Annotated in this window: 17 protein-coding genes and 2 tRNA genes; 4 read left to right on the forward strand and 15 right to left on the reverse strand. The window is 61.3% G+C overall.

Features of this window, described 5'->3' with window-relative positions; translation table 11 throughout:
- The first annotated feature begins 4 nt into the window (after positions 1 to 4).
- Entirely contained in the window at positions 5 to 2,788 is a 2,784-nt protein-coding gene (locus tag DHB74_RS01750; RefSeq protein WP_280164473.1) for a response regulator, read from the forward strand.
- A 235-nt stretch (positions 2,789 to 3,023) separates the two neighbouring features.
- Here DHB74_RS01750 and DHB74_RS01755 read toward each other — a convergent pair whose 3' ends face one another.
- The 8 genes from DHB74_RS01755 to rnr form a co-directional block, all read right to left on the reverse strand.
- The gene (locus DHB74_RS01755; protein ID WP_348273410.1) at positions 3,024 to 5,234 is read right to left on the reverse strand and encodes a YgiQ family radical SAM protein; all 2,211 of its coding nucleotides are present in this window, start codon (positions 5,232 to 5,234) and stop codon (positions 3,024 to 3,026) included.
- 15 nt (positions 5,235 to 5,249) lie between these two features.
- Complete coding sequence (gene dnaB / locus DHB74_RS01760) at positions 5,250 to 6,653, reverse strand: replicative DNA helicase (RefSeq protein WP_036988706.1); 1,404 nt, start codon at positions 6,651 to 6,653, stop codon at positions 5,250 to 5,252.
- Between the two features lie 156 nt (positions 6,654 to 6,809).
- Positions 6,810 to 7,256 carry a 50S ribosomal protein L9 gene (rplI, locus tag DHB74_RS01765; RefSeq protein ID WP_036990051.1) on the reverse strand — a complete coding sequence of 149 codons (447 nt, stop codon included), beginning with the start codon at positions 7,254 to 7,256 and terminating at the stop codon, positions 6,810 to 6,812.
- 19 nt (positions 7,257 to 7,275) lie between these two features.
- Positions 7,276 to 8,163: a YybS family protein gene (locus tag DHB74_RS01770; protein ID WP_235818228.1), complete on the reverse strand. Its 888-nt coding sequence runs from the start codon at positions 8,161 to 8,163 to the stop codon at positions 7,276 to 7,278.
- Positions 8,164 to 8,227: 64 nt separating this feature from the next.
- A complete protein-coding gene (rpsR, locus tag DHB74_RS01775) occupies positions 8,228 to 8,458 on the reverse strand; it encodes a 30S ribosomal protein S18 (RefSeq protein ID WP_036988704.1) in 231 nt (76 codons plus the stop codon).
- A 39-nt stretch (positions 8,459 to 8,497) separates the two neighbouring features.
- On the reverse strand, positions 8,498 to 8,926 hold the full coding sequence (gene rpsF, locus DHB74_RS01780; RefSeq protein WP_036988703.1) for a 30S ribosomal protein S6: 429 nt from the start codon (positions 8,924 to 8,926) through the stop codon (positions 8,498 to 8,500).
- A gap of 491 nt (positions 8,927 to 9,417) precedes the next feature.
- Positions 9,418 to 10,173 (reverse strand): 23S rRNA (guanosine(2251)-2'-O)-methyltransferase RlmB, encoded by a 756-nt coding sequence (rlmB, locus tag DHB74_RS01785; RefSeq protein ID WP_280164474.1) that lies wholly within the window; start codon positions 10,171 to 10,173, stop codon positions 9,418 to 9,420.
- A gap of 6 nt (positions 10,174 to 10,179) precedes the next feature.
- Positions 10,180 to 12,666: a ribonuclease R gene (gene rnr / locus DHB74_RS01790; RefSeq protein ID WP_074778006.1), complete on the reverse strand. Its 2,487-nt coding sequence runs from the start codon at positions 12,664 to 12,666 to the stop codon at positions 10,180 to 10,182.
- A gap of 266 nt (positions 12,667 to 12,932) precedes the next feature.
- On the opposite strand from rnr, the gene DHB74_RS01795 reads away from it, so the two are divergent.
- The 3 genes from DHB74_RS01795 to DHB74_RS01805 all read left to right on the forward strand — a co-directional run bounded on the left by DHB74_RS01795 (position 12,933) and on the right by DHB74_RS01805 (position 15,176).
- Positions 12,933 to 13,019: transfer RNA gene (locus tag DHB74_RS01795), tRNA-Leu, on the forward strand.
- 106 nt (positions 13,020 to 13,125) lie between these two features.
- Positions 13,126 to 13,212, forward strand: a tRNA-Leu gene (locus DHB74_RS01800).
- A gap of 194 nt (positions 13,213 to 13,406) precedes the next feature.
- A complete protein-coding gene (locus tag DHB74_RS01805) occupies positions 13,407 to 15,176 on the forward strand; it encodes an SLC13 family permease (protein ID WP_074778004.1) in 1,770 nt (589 codons plus the stop codon).
- A gap of 34 nt (positions 15,177 to 15,210) precedes the next feature.
- Here DHB74_RS01805 and DHB74_RS01810 read toward each other — a convergent pair whose 3' ends face one another.
- The 7 genes from DHB74_RS01810 to DHB74_RS01840 all read right to left on the reverse strand — a co-directional run bounded on the left by DHB74_RS01810 (position 15,211) and on the right by DHB74_RS01840 (position 23,687).
- Positions 15,211 to 16,296, reverse strand: coding sequence for a CaiB/BaiF CoA transferase family protein (locus DHB74_RS01810; RefSeq protein ID WP_499160644.1), 1,086 nt, complete (start codon positions 16,294 to 16,296; stop codon positions 15,211 to 15,213).
- Positions 16,297 to 16,307: 11 nt separating this feature from the next.
- Positions 16,308 to 17,933 (reverse strand): long-chain fatty acid--CoA ligase, encoded by a 1,626-nt coding sequence (locus DHB74_RS01815; protein ID WP_499161016.1) that lies wholly within the window; start codon positions 17,931 to 17,933, stop codon positions 16,308 to 16,310.
- Between the two features lie 103 nt (positions 17,934 to 18,036).
- Entirely contained in the window at positions 18,037 to 19,173 is a 1,137-nt protein-coding gene (locus DHB74_RS01820) for an acyl-CoA dehydrogenase (protein ID WP_499160645.1), read from the reverse strand.
- 10 nt (positions 19,174 to 19,183) lie between these two features.
- Positions 19,184 to 20,371, reverse strand: coding sequence for an acetyl-CoA C-acyltransferase (locus DHB74_RS01825; protein ID WP_136869620.1), 1,188 nt, complete (start codon positions 20,369 to 20,371; stop codon positions 19,184 to 19,186).
- A 10-nt stretch (positions 20,372 to 20,381) separates the two neighbouring features.
- Positions 20,382 to 21,149 carry an SDR family NAD(P)-dependent oxidoreductase gene (locus DHB74_RS01830; RefSeq protein WP_136869619.1) on the reverse strand — a complete coding sequence of 256 codons (768 nt, stop codon included), beginning with the start codon at positions 21,147 to 21,149 and terminating at the stop codon, positions 20,382 to 20,384.
- A 131-nt stretch (positions 21,150 to 21,280) separates the two neighbouring features.
- On the reverse strand, positions 21,281 to 22,300 hold the full coding sequence (locus DHB74_RS01835; RefSeq protein ID WP_136869618.1) for an AraC family transcriptional regulator: 1,020 nt from the start codon (positions 22,298 to 22,300) through the stop codon (positions 21,281 to 21,283).
- A gap of 124 nt (positions 22,301 to 22,424) precedes the next feature.
- Positions 22,425 to 23,687: an OprD family porin gene (locus tag DHB74_RS01840; RefSeq protein WP_499160646.1), complete on the reverse strand. Its 1,263-nt coding sequence runs from the start codon at positions 23,685 to 23,687 to the stop codon at positions 22,425 to 22,427.
- Between the last annotated feature and the right edge of the window lie 48 nt (positions 23,688 to 23,735).

Consider the following 23,735-nt stretch of genomic DNA (forward strand, 5'->3'; position numbering starts at 1 on the left):
TAAATTGAAGCAGACTCTGAGGTTGTTGTGCGCCAGTCTGGTGGGCCTTTGTCTGTTGATGGACAATCTGTGGGCTCAGGACGCTGGCAGTGCGCATTCAGGCTACCAGACCTTCGTCGATACCAGCGGTCAGCTGGCATTGAATGACATTCTTTCCAATCGCTACGCCAACCTGTTCGTTCCCAGCACCGGCAGCCCCTTCAAACTGCCCGGCGGGACTGCCGCACTGTGGGTGCAGGTGCCATTGCAGCATCAGGACACCTACCTGCTGGAACTGCACAACCCGAGCATTGCCCGTATCCATGTTTATCTCCTGAGAAACGATGTGTTGCGCGCGGCGTATACCGGCGGCACCACCAATGCCCGCGCCACGGTGCCCCTGCCCCATGAGGGTTTCGCCTTTCCCATCAACGTGCAGGCCAGCCCCGAACAGAAACTACTGGTACGGCTACAGAACGATTATCCGGTCAGCACGCATATCAGTCTGGTGACACTGAGCGAAGCCACCCGCATCCACACCCGGCATCAGGCGCTGCAGGGCATGCTGGTCGGTCTGCTGCTGGGGCTGGCGTTGAATTGCCTGTTGCAGGGTTCATTGCGCAACGACCCGCTGCATCTGCTCATGGCAATAAGCGCCCTCCTGTTCGGCCTGAGCAGCCTCAGCGGCGTCGGCTGGGCGCTGCATAACCTGGAGTTCCTACAAGGCCGTACCGGGGCCTTGCTGCATCTGTCCGGCCTGGTTGTACTTGCCGCGACCCTGCATGGCCTGTATCCGATCCCCGGCACCGCGGGTGATCGCAGTGAGCGCATCGCCATTCTGCTGGTCGGCGCCCTCATACTACTGCTCAGCATCGCACTGCCCGGTCTGCTCGAACAGACGCTGTCGATCGTACGCATCGGTCTGCCGCTGACCATGGCCTTGCTGAGCGCCGTAATGCTGTGGCGGCGTGAGCATATCGACCGGTTGTTTCTGTGCGGCACGCTGCTGTTGATCGGTAGCTGGCTGCTCGAACAGGCGCTCGGTGTACCGCCCCATGACCTGACCCGGCACCTGGTCGACTTTCTGTTGTGGGGCGCGCTGGCCTGCTATTCCGCCAGCCTTTACCGGCGCCTGCAACGCAACATGATCAAGCGCGTCAGGCAGCGCCACGAGGAAGCGGCCTTGCTGGCTCAGCGCAATGCCCGGGCGGAGTTCCTGGCCCGCATCAGTCATGAAGTTCGCACGCCCATGAACGGGGTGCTGGGCATGTCCGAGCTGCTGCTCAACACGGCCCTCTCGTCCAAGCAACGCGATTACGTGCAGACCATCCATGGATCAGGCACCGAGCTGCTGAGCCTGATCAATGACATTCTGGACATCTCACGGCTGGAGTCCGGGCAACTGACGCTCGATAACCTGCGCTTCGACCTGCACGCATTGATCAATGACTGCCTCGAGAACCATCGCAACCGCCTCGCCAGCCAGCCAATAGAACTCATCGGCTTTATTCACCCGGATGTCCCCCAATTGATGGAAGGTGATCCGGCCCGTCTGCGGCAGGTCATCATGAGTCTGCTGAACAGTGCCACGCTGAATACTGCCGACGGCGAGATTCTACTGGCCGTCGGTCTGGAACGTCAGGCCTCCGACCTCCCGGTGCTGCGTCTGGCCATTCAGGACAGCGGCCACGGCATGAGTGCCGATGCCCGCAGCAGCCTGCTGGACATTGCCACCCCCGGTGAGCGACTGCTGCGCATACTTGAAGGCCAGGGACAGTTGTCGCTGTACATTTCGCAACAGCTGATCCGCATGATGGGTGGCCAGGTGGGTATCAAGGAAGGCGCCGGAGGACTGCCCGGCGGCGCGGCGGCTGCCGGGACCACCGTGTGGGTGTCGATACCGGCACGCTTTATCGACAGCCCGGTGGAGGCCGATCAACAGGGCCGCTGTCTGGTCGACCGCAGCATCCTCATCGTCGATGACAATGCCACCTCCCGCAAGGTACTGCAGCAGCAGGCCAGCGCCTGGCAAATGGCACCCCGCACCGCCTCCAGCGGCCGTGAGGCGCTGGCCATCCTGCGCGCCCAGGCCAACCTTGACAGCCCCTTCGATATCCTGGTGGTCGACCAGTCCATGCCCGGCATGACCGGCCTGGAACTGGCCAGCAAGATCAAGGACGACCCGATCATCAGCAATGACCTGCTGGTGGTCATGCTGACCGGCGTGAACCAGCTGCCCAGCCGTATCGTTGCCCGTAATGCTGGGATCCACCGGGTGCTGAACAAACCGGTATCCGGCCATACTCTGCGGGCTACCCTGATCGACGGCTGGCTGCAACGTCGCGAACAAGCCACCGCCACGCTGCGCCGGGAAGCGCAGCAGCCTTCGGAACAGAGTTCGGAACAGGCTGATTTTATGGTGCTGGTCGCTGAGGACAACGCCGTTTCCACCCGTGTGATTCAGGGCATGCTGTCAAAACTGAAAGTGGCCTGCGAGGCGGTGGAGAATGGCCGGGAGGCGGTGCAAGCGGTTACCCAGAATCGTTATGACCTGGTCCTGATGGATTGCGAGATGCAGGAGATGGACGGGTTTACCGCCACGGAGCAGATCCGCCAATGGGAGCAGCAACATGCCCTGTCGCCGATTCCGATCATTGCCCTGACCGCTCACATCCTCCCGGAGCATCGCGAGCGGGCACGTCGCTCCGGTATGAATGGCCACATGGCCAAGCCGATCGACCTGGCCCAACTCAAGGCGCTACTGGATCATTGGATGGCGCAGCGAACGCCCCGATCAAAGGACCGTTGAGAGCCCGCCTGTGAATGCAGCCGGACCGCTGCACCCGTCGTGGCGACGGCATAGTTGGCCAGCAGGGTGTTGACTATGGTTTTGATCGACATGGGGGCAGCTCCTCCTGTTTGAACTGCCAACCATACTGCCCCGACGATACGGCCTCGACCATTGAAATGCTTCAATGGTCGCCATAGATCGAATTACCTGCCCAGAGAGTACCGCCCCGCTCCGTCAGGAGCCGGGCGGTCATTCAACGTTGCGGGCGATTTGCCCCACCACGCCGCTTGCTCTTGCCGGCACCGGTTTCCCGCGGCGGCAGGCCAGTGTGCTGAGTGAGCAGCTGGCCGGCCTTCGGAGTGCCCGGCTTGGTGGACTGCTTGCGCCGGGCGCTGTGGTAGCCGCCTTCGATCGCCGGCTGGAAGGTCGGAATCAGATGCTGCTTGCTGTTACCGATAAGATCGGCGCGGCCCATTTCCTTGAGCGCCTCGCGCAGCATCGGCCAGTTGTTGGCATCGTGATAACGCAGGAATGCCTTGTGCAAACGACGCTGCTTCTCACCTTTGACGATGCCCACCTCTTCGGTCTTGTAACCCACCTTGCGCAGCGGGTTCTTGCCTGAGTGGTACATGGCTGTGGCAGTTGCCATCGGAGAGGGATAGAACGCCTGTACCTGATCCGCCCGGAATCCGCTGCGTTTGAGCCACAGGGCCAGATTCATCATGTCTTCATCGGTGGTACCCGGATGGGCGGCGATGAAATAGGGAATCAGATATTGTTCCTTGCCTGCCTCCCGGCTGTACTTCTCGAACATCTTCTTGAAGGTGTCGTAACTACCGATGCCCGGCTTCATCATCTTCGACAGCGGGCCTTCCTCGGTATGCTCGGGAGCGATCTTCAGATAGCCACCGACATGATGACTCACCAGCTCCTTGACGTATTCCGGCGAACGTACCGCCAGGTCGTAACGCAAGCCCGAGGCAATCAGGATGCGCTTGACGCCCGGCAACTCGCGCGCCTTGCGATACAGTCCGATCAGCGAGGAATGGTCGGTATTGAGGTTATCGCAAACGCCCGGCCATACGCAGGACGGCTTGCGGCAGGACGCCTCGATCTCCGGGCTCTTGCAGGCCAGACGATACATATTGGCAGTCGGCCCGCCGAGATCGGAAATGGTCCCGGTAAAGCCCGGCACCTTGTCGCGGATCTCTTCGATCTCGTTGATGATCGACTCGTGGGAGCGGCTCTGGATAATGCGACCTTCGTGCTCGGTGATCGAGCAGAAAGTGCAGCCACCGAAACAACCGCGCATGATGTTCACCGAGAAGCGGATCATGTCGTAGGCGGGAATCTTCGCATCACCATAGGCCGGGTGCGGAATCCGCGCATAGGGCAGCCCAAACACGTAATCCATTTCTTCGGTGCTCAGGGGAATCGGCGGCGGATTGAACCAGACGTCCCGATCCCCGTGACGCTGCACCAGCGCCCGGGCGTTGCCGGGGTTGGTTTCCAGGTGCAGCACGCGGTTGGCGTGAGCATAGAGCACCGGATCATTGCGCACTTTCTCATAGGAAGGCAGACGGATCACGGTACGGTCGCGCTCCAACCGCGGATGATGCAGCAGCTCGACGACCTGCACCTCAGCCTCAGTCGCCGTCTCGGGCGCATCCCCCGCCGCCTGCTCTACCGCGCAAGCGGCGGTATCCTGGGTGTTAACGTAGGGGTTGATGATCTTGTCGACCTTACCGGGCCGGTCTACGCGGGTAGAGTCCAGCTCGAACCAACCCTCCGGCGTGTCCTTGCGGATGAACGCCGTACCGCGGATATCCGTCATGCTGCCAACGGGTTCGCCACGGCTCAGGCGATGGGCGACTTCCACCACGGCCCGCTCGGCGTTGCCGTAGATCAGGATATCGGCCTTGGTGTTGATCAGCAGCGAGGGTCGGACCTTGTCCTGCCAGTAATCGTAATGGGCAATGCGTCGCAGCGACGCCTCGATGCCACCGAGGATCACTGGCACATCCTTGTAGGCCTCGCGGCAGCGCTGGCAATAGGACAGGCTGGCGCGGTCCGGACGCTTGCCGGCCTTGCCGCCAGCGGTGTAGGCATCATCAGAGCGAATCTTGCGATCAGCGGTGTAGCGGTTGATCATGGAGTCCATGTTGCCGGCGGCGACCCCGAAGAACAGGTTCGGCTTGCCCAGCTGCATGAAGTCGTCCTTGCTGTGCCAGTTGGGCTGGCTGATCATGCCGACACGAAAGCCCTGGGCCTCCAGCAGACGGCCGATGATGGCCATACCGAAGGACGGGTGATCCACATAGGAATCCCCGGTCACGATGATGATGTCGCAACTGTCCCACCCCAACTGGTCCATTTCCGCACGACTCATCGGCAGGAAAGGCGCCGGTCCGAAGCACTCGGCCCAATAGCGGGGATGATCGAACAGCGGTCGGGCCGCCGGCATGCTGAGCGCCATTACCTACTCCTCCCCGTAGCCCTGGTATGAACCGGGCGCGAGGTTTTCAAATCGGGTGTATTTACCAATGAAGGCCATGCGGCACGTGCCGATAGGACCGTTCCGCTGCTTGCCGATGATCAGCTCAGCGATGCCCTTGTCCTGGGTGTCGGGATGGTAGACCTCATCCCGGTAGACGAACATGATCACGTCGGCGTCCTGCTCGATAGCGCCGGATTCACGCAAGTCCGAGTTGATCGGTCGCTTGTTCGGTCGCTGCTCCAGCGAGCGGTTGAGCTGAGATAGAGCCACCACCGGCACGTTGAATTCCTTGGCCAAGGCCTTGAGCGAGCGGGAAATCTCGGAAATCTCGTTGGTACGGTTCTCCGATGAGGCGCCGCCGATCCGCATCAATTGCAGATAGTCGATCATGATCAACCCCAGATCACCGTGCTCACGCACCACCCGCCGCGCCCGGGCGCGCATTTCCATGGGCGACAGGCCAGCGGTATCGTCGATGAAGAGTTTCCGATCATTCAGCAGATTCACTGCCGAGGTCAGCCGCGGCCAATCCTCGTCGTCGAGGCGACCGGAGCGGACCTTGGTCTGGTCGATACGTCCCAGGGACGACAGCATACGCATGATCAGCGATTCACCTGGCATTTCCAGCGAGAACACCAATACCGCCTTCTCACCGCCCATGACCGCATTCTCCACCAGATTCATGGCGAAGGTGGTTTTACCCATGGACGGACGACCGGCGACAATCACCAGGTCCGCCGGCTGCAGGCCAGAGGTCATGCCATCCAGATCGGTGAAGCCGGTGGACAGGCCGGTGATCGAACCTTCGCTGTTGAACAGCGTATCGATACGATCGATGGCCTTGGTCAGCAGCGTATTGACCGATTCGGGGCCGCCGGTCTTGGGGCGGCTTTCGGCAATCGCGAAGATCTTGCGCTCGGCATCGTCGAGCACCTCATTGGGCTGCAGGCCCTTGGGGTTGAACGCGGTGTCGGTGATTTCGGTACTGACGCTGATCAACTGGCGCATGGTCGCGCGCTCGCGGATGATCTGCGCATAAGCGCCGATGTTCGCGGCCGAGGGGGTATTCTTGGCCAGTTGCCCCAGATAGGCCAGGCCGCCAACTTGATCGATCAACCCTTCCCGGTCCAGATCCTCGGCCAGGGTGACCACATCAAACGGTTGATTGCGCCCAGCCAGACGCACCAGCGCACGGAAGATCAGGCGATGATCGTGACGATAGAAATCCGTTTCGCTGACCAGCTCGGCAACCCGCTCCCACGCGGTATTTTCCAGCATGACACCACCGAGTACAGCCTGTTCGGCTTCGATGGAGTGCGGCGGAATTTTCAATGCAGTGGTCTGCAGGTCAAGCTCGGGACGCTCGGCGTAAATCTGATCACTCATGGCTAGAGGCTCGAATCCTGAATCGGCGGGCTTCACATAAAACAACACGGCGCCTGTCGGGGACAAGCGCCGTGCTGGCAAGTCTACCAGAGCAAATCACCCGATCGCGACCATAGGTCGGGACCGGGTGACAGGTCTTGCAGTTGCGGGTACTGCTTAGCCGGCAACCACTACCAGCTTGACGGTAGCTTCAACGTCAGTGTGCAGGTGCACGGCAACGTCAAACTCACCGACAGTGCGCAGCGGGCCTTCAGGCAGGCGCACTTCGCTCTTTTCCAGCTCAACGCCAGCGGCGGTCACGGCATCAGCGATGTCGCGAGTACCGATGGAACCGAACAGTTTACCTTCCTCGCCAGCATTGGCGCTGATGGTAACGGACAGCTCGGCCAGCTTGGCAGCGCGTGCTTCAGCTTCGCCCTTGCGTTCTGCAGCAGCCTTTTCCAGCTCAGCGCGACGCGCTTCGAAGGCTTCTACGTTAGCGGCGGTAGCCGGAGTTGCCTTACCGAACGGCAACAGGAAATTGCGAGCGTAACCAGCTTTAACGGCGACCTTGTCGCCCAGGTTACCCAGATTCGCGATCTTTTCGAGCAGGATAACTTCCATTGCGATGACCTCTTTGAATTCAACCTTGGCTGTTCGGGTCGTCATCACCGGGCGACCCGGAGGGTGGCCTCATGCGTGAGCGAAAGTCGAACAAGCTATCTACAAATGCCAACAACACAATCAGGGGATAAGCAAATCGGACGAAGATAACGAACAACACATACATTCCGATCAACCAACCCGAACCCAGCTTCTTGATACCTACCACGCCGTGCATCAACGCCAGCCCGGCCAGCAGCAAGGGCACGCTGGCCACCGGCGACAGCATGGCCAACTGCGGCCATTGCGGTGCCATGATGACCAGCACCAGCAGGCCGATGGCAGCAAGCGGCGGCAGGCGCAGCTGATGAAAGTCCTGACGAAAACCGCCCGGGTTGTACAACCGGGCCTGCCAGGACCGTGCAATCATCAGGCTGACCAGAGCCATCAGCATATGCATGGCCCCCATCACCCCGCCGAGCACGGGTATCATCAGTTCATCGAGACGGGCCAGCAATGCGGCCTGTTCTGCCTCTGCGAGCTGCAACCCCATCTGCGGCAGCAGCTCCGGCAGCATCTCTCGGAACCCATCGGCCATCGCCTGTAACGGCTCGGCCAACGCCATCAGCAACGCCAGCGTGTAAACCACGCCGAGCGGTACGGCTAACAGCAGCACGCGGACCCAGTCGTTGTGCTGACGCAGCACCACGGCCAGGCCGGCACTGCCGAGCATGACCAGCAAGGGCGTCAGGTCCCCGAGAAAAGTCCAGACCAGTGCCGGCAACATGCCCCAGGCGAGTATCGGCAAAGCTTCCGACAGCCCGCGGCGCAGGATCACCAGCGCCAGGGCCGCCGCACTGAACCAGAACAGCAGTGGTATGGCCGCAGCGATGGCTACTGCAAAGGTAGCCTCTCTGCGACCGCGCATGATGTACTCAGCTAAACCACGCATGCCGGTTCGGTATCCCCTGATTACGGGTTTGAGCTGCCGCTCAGCGACCGTGACTGTCGGTGAAGGGCAGCAGAGCCAGGTAGCGGGCGCGTTTGATAGCGACTGCCAGCTGACGCTGGTACTTGGCCTTTGTACCGGTGATACGGCTGGGTACGATCTTGCCGGTTTCGGTGATGTAGGCCTTCAGGGTGTTGAGATCTTTGTAATCGATCTCTTTAACGCCTTCAGCGGTAAAACGGCAGAACTTTCTGCGACGGAAAAAACGTGCCATGGCAGCGTCTCCTTTTAACTGGAATGGGAACCGAAAAACTTACTCGTCGTCACCGGAATCGGTATCGTCGCTATCGTCAGCGTCTTTACCGGAATCGGTGTCTTCATCGCTGCGCTCACGGCGCTCACGACGCTCGCCACGACCAGTGTCTTCAGGCTTGAGCATGTCGGACTGTTCGGTGATGGCTTCGTCACGACGGATGACCATGTTGCGAATGACGGCATCGTTGTAACGGAAGTTTTCGGTCAGCTCTTCCAGTGCTTTGGCGCTGCACTCGACGTTGAGCATGATGTAGTGAGCTTTGTGGATCTTGTCGATCGGGTAAGCCAGTTGACGGCGACCCCAATCTTCCAGACGGTGAATCTTGCCGCCGTCTTCTTCGATCAGCTTGGTGTAACGCTCAACCATCGCGTTAACCTGCTCGCTTTGGTCCGGGTGAACCAGAAATACGATTTCGTAATGACGCATTTTGTGCTCCTTACGGGTTATAGCCAGCCACCCAAAATGGTCTGGCAAGGAGTAGAACTCAGGTTTGGGGCGGCCATTCTAGGGAAGTGGTTGCGAACTGGCAAGGAAAAGCGGGAGCACAACCGAAAAAGAGGCCAGCTTGGGGCTCTGTCAGCGTCTGCAAGGAAAAGGTTGGCCGGCAGGGCCACGCCGACACGCCGTAAACCCATCCCTGGGGGCTCGCGGTTGCCATCCATGGCAACCGACGGTCGGCCCAACCCTACCGACCAACCTTTTCGGAAAGCTCCATGCTGCTGTTGGTTTCAAACCCTCAACCACTCGACCGCTTTGTACTTCCGAGCCACGCAAATGCCACGGCCAGCCTATGTGTTGCATGTGGAGCAAAGCCTCTGTCGCCATGGATGGCGACAGGGAGCCTACAGGGAAGTATTCACGGCGTCTTTGCGTAATGTGCAACACATAGGCGGGCTGCACGGACTTGCAAGAACAGACTAACCAAGCGCTCTAGCAGTACGCTGACGCACCGCCTCGAACAGACAGACACCCGCAGCGACCGAGACATTCAGGCTGCTGACACCGCCAGCCATGGGCAACTTCGCCAGATAGTCGCAATGCTCGCGGGTCAGTCGGCGCATGCCGGCCCCTTCCGCGCCCATGACGATCACCGTGGGTATGGTCAGATCTACCTGATACAGCAGTTGATCCGCCTCCCCTGCCGTGCCAACCACCCAGAGCCCGCGCTGCTGCAATTGCTTGAGCGTGCGCGCCAGATTGGTCACCGCTACCAGTGGTACGGTTTCGGCGGCACCACAGGCGACCTTGCGCACCGTCGGTGACAAGCTGGCCGAGCGATCCTTGGGGATGATCACGGCCTGGGCTCCCGCAGCATCAGCACTGCGCAGGCAGGCGCCGAGGTTGTGCGGATCAGTCACCCCATCGAGCACCAGTAGCAAGGGCGTGCCATCCAGCTTATCGAGCAGACTGCCGAGCATATCCTCGGACCACAGCTGGCTGGGCGTAACCTGGGCGACGACACCCTGATGCACACCGCCATCCGCCAGGCGATCAAGCACGTCAGGCAACACGCGCTCTATATCGACCCCCGCGCCCGCTGCCAGATCCAGGACGGCCTGCATGCGCGCGTCCAGTCGACCGCGCTGCACTTCCAACTGTTTTACTCGACGCGGCGCACGTTCGAGCATGGCCTGCACCGCGTGCAGGCCATAGATGTATTCCAGATCACTCATGTTCCGTCAGTCCACCTTGCGCTTACGCGGCGCCCGCGGCTTGCCGCCAGGCTTGCGTTCGCTACCGCCCGGCCGACCGCCCGAACGGGCTGCCGGTGCAGAAGCACCACGCCCCCGGTCGGACTTGCCGGCCTTACCGGTCTTGCCGCCCCTGGCCGGCTTACCCGACCGCGAGCCCGACTCTCCAGCCTTGCGCGCGTCGCTCAGCAGCTTCTCGCGCACCGCACGACTGTTGTTGTGATCAGGTTCTGCGGGACGGTCGGAAGCCATCTCGAAATCGATCTTGCGTTCATCCAGATCCACCCGCGCTACCTGCACGCGAATCGAGTCACCCAGACGGTAGGTCCGCCCGGAGCGCTCACCCACCAGCTGGTGATGAACCTGGTCGAAATCATAATAATCCGCAGGCAAGGCGGTGATATGCACCAGACCTTCCACATAGATGTCGGTCAGCTCGACGAACAGACCGAATCCGGTGACTGCCGTGACCAGACCATCGAAGTTCTGGCCGACACGGTCCTGCATGAACTCGCACTTGAGCCAGCTGACCACGTCACGGGTGGCCTCATCGGCCCGCCGCTCGTTCTGCGAACACTGCTCGCCGAGCTTTTCCAGCGCGGCCAGATCGTACGGATAGACGGCTGCCTTGGGCAGCACGCCAGCACCACTGCGCTGCACCAGATCGGTCTTCTTGCGCGACCGGATCACCGAGCGGATGGCCCGGTGCACCAGCAGATCGGGATAGCGTCGAATCGGCGACGTGAAGTGGGTATAGCCTTCGTAATTCAGACCGAAGTGGCCGGCGTTGTGCGGGGTATACACCGCCTGGCTCAGCGAGCGCAGCATCACGGTCTGGATCAACTGGGCGTCGGGGCGATCCTGGACCTTGGCCAGCACTGCGGCGTAGTCCTCCGGCGTCGGGTCACCCTTCTTGCGCGTCAACGACAATCCCATTGAGCCAAGGAACTGGCGCAGGCGCTCAACCTTCTCCGGCTTGGGACCGTCATGCACTCGGTACAGACCGGGAACGTCCAGCTCCTGCAAGAAGCGCGCAGTGGCCACGTTGGCGCACAGCATGCATTCCTCGATGATCTTGTGCGCATCGTTGCGGGTAGTCGGCAGGATCTCGGTGATCTTGCGATCCTTGCCGAACAGCATGCGCGTTTCGGTGGTCTCGAAATCGATTGCACCGCGACCATGGCGGGCCTTGGCCAGCGCCTGATAGAGATCGTACAAACTCTTCAGGTGCGGCAGCACTTCGGCATATTCCGCGCTCAGCGCCTTGCCTTCACGACTGCGCGGGTGCTCCAGCATGCTGGAGACCTTGTTGTAGGTCAGGCGCGCATGGGAGTGAATGACTGCCTCGTAAAACTGGAAGTCAGTAAGCTCGCCGCTCTTGGAGATGGTCATTTCGCAAACCATGGCCAGGCGGTCCACATTCGGCATCAGCGAGCAAAGACCATTGGAAATGGCCTCGGGCAGCATCGGAATCACTTCACTGGGGAAGTACACCGAGGTGCCACGCAGCTCGGCTTCGGCATCCAGCGCCGAGCCCAGCGGAACGTAATGGGACACGTCGGCAATCGCCACATAGAGCTTCCAGCCACCGGAGAACAGCCTCCAACCGCTGGCCTTGCGCGGCTCGCAGTACACGGCATCATCGAAATCGCGGGCGTCTTCGCCATCGATAGTGACCAGCGGCAGATGACGCAGGTCGACTCGCTTGAGCTTGTCCTTCTCACTGACGCGATCGGACAGACGCGCTGCCTCGTCCAGTACTTCCTGGGGCCAGACGCTGGGAATATCGTAGCTGCGCAATGCCACTTCGATTTCCACACCGGGCGCCATGTAGTCGCCGACCACTTCAATCACTTCACCCTGAGCCTGACGACTCATGGTCGGCCACTGAGTGACCTTCACTTCCACGTACTGACCCTGCTTCGCCCCACCGGAACAGCCGGGCGCAATCAGTACTTCCTGTTTGATCTTGGCATTGTCCGCCGCCACGAAGCCGATGCCGCTTTCTTCATAGTAGCGACCGACCAGCAATTCGTGGGCCCGTTCGATAACCTCGACAATGGCCCCTTCACTGCGGCCGCGACGGTCAACGCCGGTAACTCGTCCCAGCACGCGGTCGCCATCGAAAGCGATGCGCATCTGCGACGGCCCGAGGAACAGATCTTCGCCGCCATCATCGGGAACCAGAAAGCCGAAGCCATCGCGGTGACCCTGAACCCGACCGCTGATCAGGTCGAGCTTGTCCACCGGCGCATAGGCGCCGCGGCGGGTATAGATCAACTGGCCATCACGCTCCATCGCCCGCAGGCGGCGGCGCAGGGCTTCGATGCCATCTTCATCATGCAGGCCGAATTCCTGTTGCAGTTGCGCCCGCGTTGCAGGGGCACCGCGCTCGGCCAACAGCTTGAGGATGAGTTCGCGACTGGGGATGGGGTTTTCGTATTTCTCTGCTTCACGCTTGGCGGCCGGATCCATATCGATCCAGCTGGTCGAACCTGCAGAGTGCGGGTCGGCAGCTTTGCTCGATGCAGGCATCGAGGCTTGGGGTTTGGTCTTTTTCGTCATAGACGCCTATTGAACCGCGAAACGCGATTTCTTGCACCTTATTTCCAAAGGGATAATTTTTTTGCAAACAGGGGTTTACAAGGTTTTTCCTGCTGCGTATCATTCGCGCCGTCAACACGACATCGGTTGCAGCGCGGGCCAGATAGGTTCAGCATAGCAGACGTGTCAAGTGACATGCCCAGGTGGTGAAATTGGTAGACACGCTAGCTTCAGGTGCTAGTGGCCTTACGGCCGTGGAAGTTCGAGTCTTCTCCTGGGCACCAATTCCGAAAACCGGACGCAAGTCCGGTTTTTCAGTTTAGACAGACATGCTTTGTCGGCATGATTGATCGAAGCCAGCAGCACCGGCAACGTGACATCGAATGACACGCCCAGGTGGTGAAATTGGTAGACACGCTAGCTTCAGGTGCTAGTGGCCTTACGGCCGTGGAAGTTCGAGTCTTCTCCTGGGCACCAATTCAAGACAAAGCCGAGCCTATGCTCGGCTTTGTCGTTTCTGCTCCCCTCCTCCTTCCAGTCCTTCTCTCGCCCTTCGCTCAGCCACCCCAACACCAGCAGCAGCCGCGGATACTTTGTTGCCTTGGTCCAACTCGTGCGAGAATTATGCCTGCCGCATAACAATTCATACTCCGGGCCGGGAAAAACAAGGCATGACGATAGAAATTGCGCTGGTCCTGGGTATCGCCCTGATCGCCGTAGTACTGTTTGCAACCGAAAAATTACGTATCGACGCCATAGCGCTGCTGGTGCTGTCCGGGCTGGCGATTCTTGGCCTGGTCAGCCCTGGGGATGCTCTGAGCGGCTTCAGCAACCAGGCGACGATCACCGTGGCGGCCATGTTCATTCTGGCCGCCGGGCTACAGAACAGCGGCGCGCTGTCTGGCATAGGGCGCTTGTTGAGCAAGGCCAAGTCGCCGTTCCTGTTTCTGCTCACTCTGTTTGGCGTACTGGCAGTGGTGGCTCCCTTCGTCAACAACACCGCAGTTGTTGCCGTGTTCATGCCCATCGTCATGACTGCCACCGCCGCCATCGGCATGTCCGCGTCCAGGGCATTGATCCCGCTGTCCTATGTTTCACAAATGGCCGGCGTCTGCACCCTGGTGGGCACCTCTACCAACCTGCTGGTCAATGCCATGGCGCGGGACCTGGGTCATCCCGGTTTCAGCATGTTCGAATTCACGCCCCTGGGCGTGATCTGTTTCGTCGCCGGCTGCGTTTACCTGCTTACGCTGGGCCGCTGGCTTCTGCCTTCCACTCGGGCCACCGAGCTGGTCGAACACTACGAACTGGGCAAATACATTACAGAGTTACGAGTGATGCCCGGCTCCTCGCTGATCGGCACCTCGGTCGGTGAAGCCAAGCTGGGTGAGGAGTTCGGCGTATTCGTTCTGGAATTGCTACGCGGTGATGAGAAGGTCTGGTCCCCGCGGTCGCAGACGCTGGAAGAAGGCGACATATTGCTGGCGCGAGGTGACTGGTCGAAACTGGATGAACTGAAGAACCAGTCCGGCCTGGAAATTGACTCGGAATTCAAACTCAAGGCTCGCAACCTCGAAGAAGGCACCCAGCAGGTACTGACCGAGGTAATGGTCGCCCCCCGCTCACGGGTGATCGGCAGCACCCTGGCGATGCTCGACCGCCGCTGGCAACACGACGCCACGGTTCTGGCGGTCCACCGGCGTGGTCAGGTATTGCGCGACCAACTGAAAAATGTTCGGTTGAATGTCGGTGATGTACTGTTGATGTTAACGCCGGAAAGCGAGATGCCTGCCCTGCGCAAGGACACCAACGTGATTGTGCTGAGTCAGCGCGACGCGGAAAAGCCGATGGGCTGGCGCGCACCCTTTGCCCTGGCCACCATGGTGCTGGTAATCGCCACTTCCGCCATCGGCTGGGCACCCATTGCCATTACCGCCTTGATCGGCGCGGTAGCCATGACCCTGGCAGGCTGCCTGGATGCCGACGAGGTCTACGACGCCATCGACTGGCGCATCATCATCCTGCTGGCGGGTCTGCTACCGCTGGGGGTCGCCATGAGCCAGAGCGGCGCCGCGGAATTTGTCGTCGCCAATACCCTGGGCCTGGTCAGTCACTTGGGGCCGGTGGTGGTAATGGCGGTCCTCTATCTGATGGCACTGGTGCTCACCGAGTTCATGAGCAACGCCGCAGCAGCTGTGATTCTCACCCCCATCGGCATATCGACCGCCAACCTGATGGGCGTGGACGCCACGCCCTTGCTGATCGCAATCACCTTTGCCGCCTCAACCAGCTTCGCGACACCGGTGGGCTATCAAACCAACACCATGGTCTACAGCGCCGGCGGCTACCGTTTCGTTGATTTCATCAAGGTGGGCTTGCCGCTGAACCTGATCTTCTGGGTATTGGGGGTGATCTTCATTCCGATGTTCTGGCCGTTCTGAGTGAAGGCTGCGCTGATATTCAGCGCAGCGAACTTCAATCCTTCCAGATATCCAGTGCAGCATCGACCACCACGGATGGCCGAATCTGCGAAACGCTACGGGAAAAGCGTGGCGCCGGGGCGCTGTGCAGGGCGCCGTCGATTTCCTGGTAAACCTGCCGCGCCGCCATATGCGGGTGCTGCTGGGCCTCTTCCAGCTCCAGTACCGGCGCGAAGCAGGCATCGCTGCCTTCCAGTAATTCACACCACTCATCCCGGCTGCGTTGGGCAAACAGCTGCGCCCAGTGCTTGGCCTGGACTGCCTGCCCTTCGCTGCTCATAGCTTGTTCTTGCAGCGCCTCGCCGGCACCGCTGCGCTGCACCAGCTCGTGATAGAACGCCGGTTCCAGCGCGCCTACGGCGATCTGTCGGCCATCGGCACAGAGATAGCAGCGGTACCAGGGCGTCGCGCCGCCCAGCAGGTTATGCCCTTGGCGCATGTCGATCCGACCCGTGGGGAGCAAACCACTGAAGAAAGACATCAGCGAGGCGGTGCCATCGACTATTGCGGCATCCACCACCTGGCCCTTGCCGGAACGCTCGCGCTCGAGCAGGGCCGCAAGAATACCCACCGTGAGAAACATCGAGCCGCCACCGAAATCACCCACCAGATTCAGTGGCGGCACTGCTTCCCCTTGCTGCGGACCGATGGCCGCCAGCGCCCCGGTCAGAGCGATATAGTTGATGTCATGGCCGGCGGTCTGCGCCAGCGGGCCCGTCTGCCCCCAGCCGGTCATGCGGCCGTAGACCAGCCGCGGATTGAGCTCCTGCAACTCATCCGGTCCCAGCCCGAGACGCTCCATCACCCCCGGGCGAAAACCTTCGATCAGCACATCGGCACGCTGCACCAGTTCCAGGCAACGCCGACGGCCGGCCTCGGTACGAATATCCAGGGTGATGCAGGTACGCCCGCGATCAACCACCGGGTTAGGCCAGCCGTTGCCGCCCGGCCGCTCGATGCGCAACACCTCGGCCCCCATATCCGCCAGTTGCATGGCACAGTGTGGCCCGGGGCCGATACCGGCGAACTCCACCACCCGCAATCCCGCTAACGGCCCTGCGCCCATTTCCGTTGCCGTCATGGTGGCCTCCCCTATGCCTGCACCTTGATTTGCTGTTCGGCCAGGTAGTTGTAATAACGATCGCGCAGCACTTTCTTGTCGATCTTGCCGGTGGCCGTCAGCGGGATCACGTCAACGATCATTTCATCGGGCATCCACCATTTGACGATCTTGTCTTCCAGGTGCGCCAGCATGGCCGCCGTGGTTACCTCGGCACCGGGATGCGGTTCGACGATCAGCAGCGGCCGTTCCTCCCACTTGGGATGGTAGACCCCGACCACGGCGGCCAGGCGTACGCCGGGGCAGGCCACCGCCGCGTTTTCGATATCGATGGAACTGACCCACTCCCCACCGGACTTGATCACATCCTTGGTGCGGTCGGTGATGCGCATGAAGCCGTTCTCATCCAACGTGGCGATATCGCCGGTATCGAACCAGCCATCGGCATCCAGTGCACTGGTTTCGCTGCGGAAGTAGCGTTCCACGGTCCAGGGACCGCGCACCATCAAGGTTCCGGCGCTTTTGCCATCTGCCGGCAGGCGCCGGCCATGGTCATCCACCACCTTCAGCTCGATACCGTATTGCAGGCGCCCCTGGCGGCTCCAGATCACATCATTGACCGCCTCCTCGCCCAGCTCCGCCAGCTTCGGCGTGGGTGTGGCCACTACGCCCAGCGGGCTGGTTTCGGTCATGCCCCAGAGTTGGCGCACGGCCACGCCGTATTTGTTCTGGTACTTCTCGGCCATGGCCCGGGGTACGGCCGAGCCGCCAATGATCAGGTGCGTCAGCTTGCCGGCATCCTCACCGGTACGCTCCAGGTGGTCCAGATACATGGTCCAGATGGTCGGCACGCCACCGGAGAAGGTCACGCCCTCATTCTGGATCAACTCCTGCAGGCTCTCGCCATCCATCTTGTCGCCGGGCAGGACGAACTTGCAGCCGTTGATCGCCGCAGCAAAGGGCACGCCCCAGGCGGTGCCGTGGTAGAGCGAGGAACACGGCATGATGCAATCGAAGGCCGAGAAGTTGAAGGCGCTGCTCAGCCCCGCCGCCAGCGCATGCAGAACGATGGAACGATGGCTGTACAGCACACCCTTGGGATTACCGGTAGTGCCCGAGGTATAACAGAGAATGGCGCCGTTGTTTTCATCGAAACTCGGCCAATCCTGCAACGATTCTTCCTCGGCCAGCAGCTGCTCATAGCCCTGCAGCTCGATGCCGGGCATGTCCGGCAGATCGCCATCTGCGAGCATGATGAAATGGCGGATATTGGTCAGTTGCGGCAGCAGACGCTGTACCAGTTCGGCGAAATTGCGCTCGAACAGCAGCACGCTGCTGCCGGCATGGTTGAGGGTATAGGCGATCTGCTCATCAGACAGTCGCGGGTTGCCGGTGTGCAGTACAGCACCGGTGCCGGGTACGGCAAAGAACAGTTCGTAATGGCGATGGGTATTCCAGGCCAGAGTGGAAACGAAGTCGCCCGCACCGATCCCCAGCCGGCGGATCATGTTCGCCGCGCGGCCGGCTCGATCAGCCAGGCCGGCATAGTCGTAGCGCCACAGCGGCTCCTCCACCAGTCGGGAGACGATCTCCCGGTCGCCGTGAGCCGCCGCTGCGTGCTGCAGAATGCTGCTGATCATGAGGGGGAACTGCTGCATGCTGCCGGTTTGGAAATTCTGCATTGTGCTACTCCTTGTTTTTGTTATCGAACCGCTTGGCGGCAGCGGCTATGCCGCTACTGCTGATATGTCTGTTTTCTGTTTATTCACCACCCAGATTGCGGGCAATCACCAGCCGCTGGATGTCGCTGGTACCTTCGTAGATCTGGCACACCCGTACATCGCGGTAGATGCGCTCCAGCGGGAAGTCCTTCAGGTAGCCATAACCACCCAGGGTCTGGATCGCCGCTGAACACACCTTCTCCGCCATCTCCGAGGCGAACAGTTTGGCCATGGATGCCTCGATCAGCGCTGGCTGACCGGCATCGCGCAAGGCCGCCGCGTGGTGCACCATCTGCCTGGCTGCGGTGATCTGGGTCAGCATGTCCGCCAGCCGGAAGGCTACCGCCTGGTGCTCGGTCAACGCCTTGCCGAACGCCTCACGTTCACGGGCGTAATCACGCGCCACCTCGAAAGCCGCCCGCGCCATGCCGACCGCCTGGGCGGCAATACCGATGCGGCCGCCTTCCAGGTTGGCCAACGCAATCCGATAGCCCTCGCCTTCTTCCCCAAGCCGGTTGGCCAGGGGCACGCGCAGACCATCGAAGGCGATCTGGCAGGTATCCGAGGCATGCTGGCCGAGCTTGTCCTCAACCCGCACCACCTGATAACCCGGGCTGTCCGTCGGTACGATAAAGGCGCTGATGCCCTTCTTGCCCGCGTCAGGATCGGTCACCGCAAACACAATCACGGTGCCGGCCTCACGGCCTGAGGTGATGAACTGCTTGGCGCCGTCCAGCACATAGCTGTCGCCATCGCGCCGGGCGCGGGTGCGCAGTGAACCGGCGTCGGAGCCGGCGTGGGGTTCGGTCAGGGCGAATGCGCCGATCTGTCTGCCACTGGCCAACGGCGGCAGGAAGCGCTGCTTCTGCTCCTCGCTGCCAAAGCGCAGGATGGGCGCACAGCCCACCGAGTTATGCACGCTCATGATGGTCGAGCAGGCGCCGTCACCGGCGGCAATTTCCTCCAGCGCCAGGGCATAGGTCAGGTAGCCGGTATCACAACCGCCCCACTGCTCCGGCACCAGCATGCCGAGAAAGCCCAGCTCGCCCATTTCCGCCAGCGCGCCAGCGGGAAACTGGTGCTCGCGATCCCACTCGGCGGCAAACGGCAATAACCGCTGCTGGGCGAATTGACGCGCCATATCGGCGATCTCACGTTGTTCATCGGTCAGCAGCATGTTCGCCTCCTCAGTCGAGCAATTCGATGGCCATGGCGGTTGCTTCGCCCCCGCCGATGCAGATGGCCGCGACGCCACGGCGCTGCTGCCGGGCCCGCAACGCACCCAGCAGAGTGACCAGAATACGGGCGCCCGAGGCGCCAATCGGATGACCCAGCGCGCAGGCGCCGCCGTGCACGTTGACCTTTTGCGGATCCAATCCGAGCTCGCGCACGGTCACCATGCTGACCACGGCGAAGGCTTCGTTGATCTCGAACAGATCGACCTCGTCCAGCGACCAGCCGGTGCGCTCCTGCAGAGCACGGATGGCACCGATCGGTGCCACTGGAAACAGACCCGGCTCGTCGGCAAAGGCGGCATGCCCACGAATCGCCGCCAGCGGGCGCAGGCCACGGCGCTGCGCTTCGGATTGGCGCATCAGCAGCAAGGCGGCAGCCCCATCGGAGATCGAGCTGGAGTTGGCCGCCGTTACCGTGCCGCCGTCACGAAAAGCGGGCTTGAGATGGGGAATGCGGTTCGGGTCGACCTTGAGCGGCGTTTCATCCGTCTGCATCTGTACCGCACGGCGCCCGACCTGAGCGCTGACCGAGGCCAGCTCCTCGGCAAACAGGCCCTGCTCGATGGCGGCCTGCGCCCGCTGCACCGATTGCAGCGCCCAGGCATCCTGCTCCTCACGGGTGAAGCCGTGGTTCTGGGCGCAGTCTTCGGCGAAGGTGCCCATCAACCGGCCCTTGTCATAGGCGTCTTCCAGACCATCGAGGAACATGTGATCGAGTATGCGCCCGTGCCCCATGCGCAGCCCCTGACGGGCCCCGTCCAGCAGATAAGGCGCATTGGACATGCTCTCCATACCGCCAGCCACCACCACATCGACACTGCCGGCCAGCAATCGGTCATGCCCGATGATCGCCGCCTGCATGCCCGAGCCACACATCTTGTTCAATGTGGTGCACACCGTCGACTTGGCCAGCCCGGCAGCCAGTGCCGCCTGGCGCGCTGGCGCCTGGCCAAGCCCGGCGGGTAGCACACAGCCCATCAGCACTTCCTGCACCGCCTCGGCGGGCAGACCGCTGCGTTCGACCGCGGCGCGGATCGCTACCGCGCCCAATTCCGGCGCCGGCACACCGGCCAGCTCACCTTGCAGCGCGCCCATGGGAGTACGCGCACTACCAACGATGACGATTGGATCCTGTTGCATGCGAACCTCCTCAGCGTGCGGCCATGCGCAGGGCGCCGTCGAGACGGATCACCTCGCCATTGAGCATGGGGTTTTCGATGATATGACGCACCAGCGCCGCGTATTCTTCGGGCATACCCAGGCGTGGCGGGAAAGGCACATCCTTGGCCAGGGAGTCACGTACTTCCTGGGTCATGCCGGCCATCATCGGCGTCTCGAAGATCCCCGGGGCGATGGTCATGACCCGAATGCCATGGCGCGCCAGTTCCCGCGCTGCCGGCAGGGTCATGCTGACAATACCGCCCTTGGAGGCGGCATAGGCGGCCTGACCGATCTGGCCATCATAGGCAGCTACCGAGGCGGTATTGATGATCACCCCGCGCTCGCCCTGCTCATTCGGAACGCCCTGCGCCATTACCTCGACGACCAGTCGCAGCATATTGAAGCTGCCCAGCAGATTGATCCGCAGTGCTCGATCGAAGCTGGCCAGCGCATGGGGGCCGTTACGGCCGAGGATCTTTTCCCCGGGGGCAATCCCGGCGCAGTTGACCAGGCCATGTATACCACCGAAGTCCCGCTGCGCCGCTGCCACTGCCTCGGCGGCCTGCTGTTCATCGGCAATATCGGCTACATAGGCCCGGGCGCGCTCGCCCAGTTCCTCGACGCGCTGCTGCAAGGCAGCGCTGTTGAGATCGACCAGCGCCACCTGGGCGCCCGCCTCGACCAGCAGAGTAGCGGCCGCTGCGCCCAAACCCGAGGCACCACCGGTGATCATGAAAGTATGGTTGTTCAGCTGCATGTAGGCTCCTGACACGGGCTGAGATATAGCCCGTTCACTTTGTTATGCAGCCATTCTGGTACGCCCCCGTCAGCCCCGGCAATGTTCCTTTGGCGCAACCTGTCTGACTGTTTTGGACATTGCCTCGCGGCTCAACCGTCACCGAGAATCAGCTGACGATAATGCCCGGGGTTGGTGCCGGTCCACTTGCGAAAGGCCTTGTAGAAGGCACTGACATCAGCAAACCCGAGCTGCTCGGCAATATCAGCGTAGCTGATCGCCGGGTCGGCCAGCCAGCGGGTCGCCCGCTCTTCCCGCAGGCTGTCCTTGATTGCCTGATATTGCAGTCCCTCGGCAGCCAGCCGGCGGCGCAGGGTTGAGGGGGACATGCACAGTGATCTGGCCAGTTGGTCGCTGATCGGCCAGTCTCCAGGGCGCAGCCCCCGCAGGACGGTCTTGATCTGGCTGGCCAAGCTGTTGGCGTCACGATAACGCACCAGAATATTGGCGGGTGCCTGAGCCAGAAAGGCCTGCATATCCGCTTCACTGCGCCGGACCGGCAGATCCAGCGCCTCGGCGGCAAAGATGATCCGCGTGGTCGGTCGGGCAAAGCGCAGGTTCTCGGAGAACATCACCCGGTAATCACCTATGTATTCCGGCTCGGTACACCGCAGCTCGACCGCCAGCAGCGGAATACGCCGCCCGGCCAGCCAACAGGCCAGTCCGTGCACTATCATCCAGTAGGTGAAATAGGCGAAGGGCCGCTGCGCCTGGCCGCCGGGCTCGCGCAGAACCACTTCCGCCAGGCTTCGACTCCTGATCAGCCGCCCCTCGAAATTGCCAAGCATCAAGCCAAGGAAGTTGAGGGTATGAATCAGCGCCTGTTGTACCGTCGGCTGGGTGATGCCGGTGCGACAGAGAAAGTTGAAACTGCCCAGCCGCAGCGGGCGCGCGGCCATGGCGAAGAACTCGTCATCATGGGCTGCCGCCAGGCGCAGCCAGATACTGCTGTACAGCTCGACCGGCACACGCAGGTCAGGACCATTCAGCAACGACGGTGACAACCCGATACTCGCCAGCACCGCACCGGCATCCAGCCCCGGGCGGGTGAATCCCAACAGGGCTTCCTTCACCAGACAAACCGAAATGGTATCTTTATGCACCACTGCCATAACGGCCCTCTCTAGGCTGCGCTACAAGTCGCAACACACCGACCGATCAATCAGATGAGCGCGAAGTGTAACGCAGGGGCCTGAGGGCTGCTATTGGCCATAGGGCTGAGACGCCGCCTGGCTATCAGAAGTCGAATGTGTAGCGAACGATCAATCGATTTTCATCGGCGCTGTCAGCGTAGGTCGATCGATTGGTGGAGTTGCGCCACTGCAGCGACAGATCCTTGAGCGGCCCGCTCTGCACGGTATAGGCAATATCCGTCATTCGCTCCCACTCCTTGCCCTTCTGTCCTACCGCTCGGAGTTCGGCAGCCTGAGCTGTGGTCAGCAGCGCGGGGTCGACCTGATCACCCTTGGCATACTTGATACCCAGCGTCAGCCCAGGCAGACCTGCAGCAGCAAAGTCATAATCGTAACGCACCAGCCGGACGCGCTCGCCAGGGGCCGTGAAGGTGCTGGCCAGCGACTCGGCAAACAGATAGGTGTCGGCGCCGTTGACGAAGGCAAAGGATGTGTCACCCCGCGCCTGCTGATAACCTGCGCCGAAGGTATGACCCGCCACCCGGTAGGCGAACAGGGTGCTGAGGGTCCGGTTGTCCACCTCACCCAGCCTCTCGTTGCCCGTTTCGCTGGCATCAAAATAGCGCACCTCGGCCAGCAATCGACCCACCCGCAACGGGTGATCGAATTTCAACCCGGCGAAGTGGGAACGGTACAGATCATCCAGCTCGGCGAGGTGATAGCTCAGCGAAAGATTGGGTGACACCTTGTAGTCGAGCGCCAGATAGTCGAGATGATCGGCTTCAACCGGGGCATAGCCAAAGGCCGTCAGGGATTCGAAGTCTGTCGAGTTGCGCTGCTTTACCGCATTCAGCCGCAGCAGGGTGATGCTCAACGGCTGCAGGTCATGGGAGACCAGCCGGCCGCCCCGAAAAATCTGCGGCAGCAGACGACTGTTATTGCTCCACAACATCGGCAGAGTCGGGTGCAACCCGCCAACATGCAACGTGCTCTGCCCGACCCGTGCCTTGGCGGTGAAGGTCAGCTTGCTGTACTCGCTCTCCACATTGCGCTGCGCGTCATGCGCCAGGATGCCCGAGCCCGTGCGATCCGGACTCGAGTCCAGCTTGATGCCCAGCATACCCAGCGCATCCACGCCAAACCCAACGGGGCCTTCGGTGAAGCCGGACTGCAGATTGAGAATAAAACCCTGGGCCCATTCATCCCGCTTGGACTGCGCTGCCCCCTCATTACGGAAGTCGCGGCTGTAATAGAAGTTGCGTAGCTCCAGGCTGCCCTTGGCATCGCCGATAAAGTCAGCCAGAACCAGGGGCGCTTCCACCAGCATTGCGCATGCCAATAACCCCTTGATCGTCTTTTGATACATGCTCCCTCACCTTTCTTGTTCTTCGATATGGAGAAAAATCCTGCCCGC

The sequence above is a fragment of the Pseudomonas sp. G11-1 genome (assembly GCF_024031555.1).
Classification (GTDB): domain Bacteria; phylum Pseudomonadota; class Gammaproteobacteria; order Pseudomonadales; family Pseudomonadaceae; genus Halopseudomonas; species Halopseudomonas bauzanensis.

Bases quoted from the DNA above. Each gene is read 5' to 3' on its own strand.
- DHB74_RS01755 (WP_348273410.1), bottom strand. From the start codon at position 5,234: ATGCCGGCGGCCCGACCGCTGTTCGATCATCCCCGCTATTGGGCCGAG.
- dnaB (WP_036988706.1), bottom strand. From the start codon at position 6,653: ATGAGTGATCAGATTTACGCCGAGCGTCCCGAGCTTGACCTGCAGACC.
- rplI (WP_036990051.1), bottom strand. From the start codon at position 7,256: ATGGAAGTTATCCTGCTCGAAAAGATCGCGAATCTGGGTAACCTGGGC.
- DHB74_RS01770 (WP_235818228.1), bottom strand. From the start codon at position 8,163: ATGCGCGGTCGCAGAGAGGCTACCTTTGCAGTAGCCATCGCTGCGGCC.
- rpsR (WP_036988704.1), bottom strand. From the start codon at position 8,458: ATGGCACGTTTTTTCCGTCGCAGAAAGTTCTGCCGTTTTACCGCTGAA.
- rpsF (WP_036988703.1), bottom strand. From the start codon at position 8,926: ATGCGTCATTACGAAATCGTATTTCTGGTTCACCCGGACCAAAGCGAG.
- rlmB (WP_280164474.1), bottom strand. From the start codon at position 10,173: ATGAGTGATCTGGAATACATCTATGGCCTGCACGCGGTGCAGGCCATG.
- rnr (WP_074778006.1), bottom strand. From the start codon at position 12,666: ATGGATCCGGCCGCCAAGCGTGAAGCAGAGAAATACGAAAACCCCATC.
- DHB74_RS01805 (WP_074778004.1), top strand. From the start codon at position 13,407: ATGACGATAGAAATTGCGCTGGTCCTGGGTATCGCCCTGATCGCCGTA.
- DHB74_RS01810 (WP_499160644.1), bottom strand. From the start codon at position 16,296: ATGACGGCAACGGAAATGGGCGCAGGGCCGTTAGCGGGATTGCGGGTG.
- DHB74_RS01815 (WP_499161016.1), bottom strand. From the start codon at position 17,933: ATGCAGCAGTTCCCCCTCATGATCAGCAGCATTCTGCAGCACGCAGCG.
- DHB74_RS01820 (WP_499160645.1), bottom strand. From the start codon at position 19,173: ATGCTGCTGACCGATGAACAACGTGAGATCGCCGATATGGCGCGTCAA.
- DHB74_RS01825 (WP_136869620.1), bottom strand. From the start codon at position 20,371: ATGCAACAGGATCCAATCGTCATCGTTGGTAGTGCGCGTACTCCCATG.
- DHB74_RS01830 (WP_136869619.1), bottom strand. From the start codon at position 21,149: ATGCAGCTGAACAACCATACTTTCATGATCACCGGTGGTGCCTCGGGT.
- DHB74_RS01835 (WP_136869618.1), bottom strand. From the start codon at position 22,300: ATGGCAGTGGTGCATAAAGATACCATTTCGGTTTGTCTGGTGAAGGAA.
- DHB74_RS01840 (WP_499160646.1), bottom strand. From the start codon at position 23,687: ATGTATCAAAAGACGATCAAGGGGTTATTGGCATGCGCAATGCTGGTG.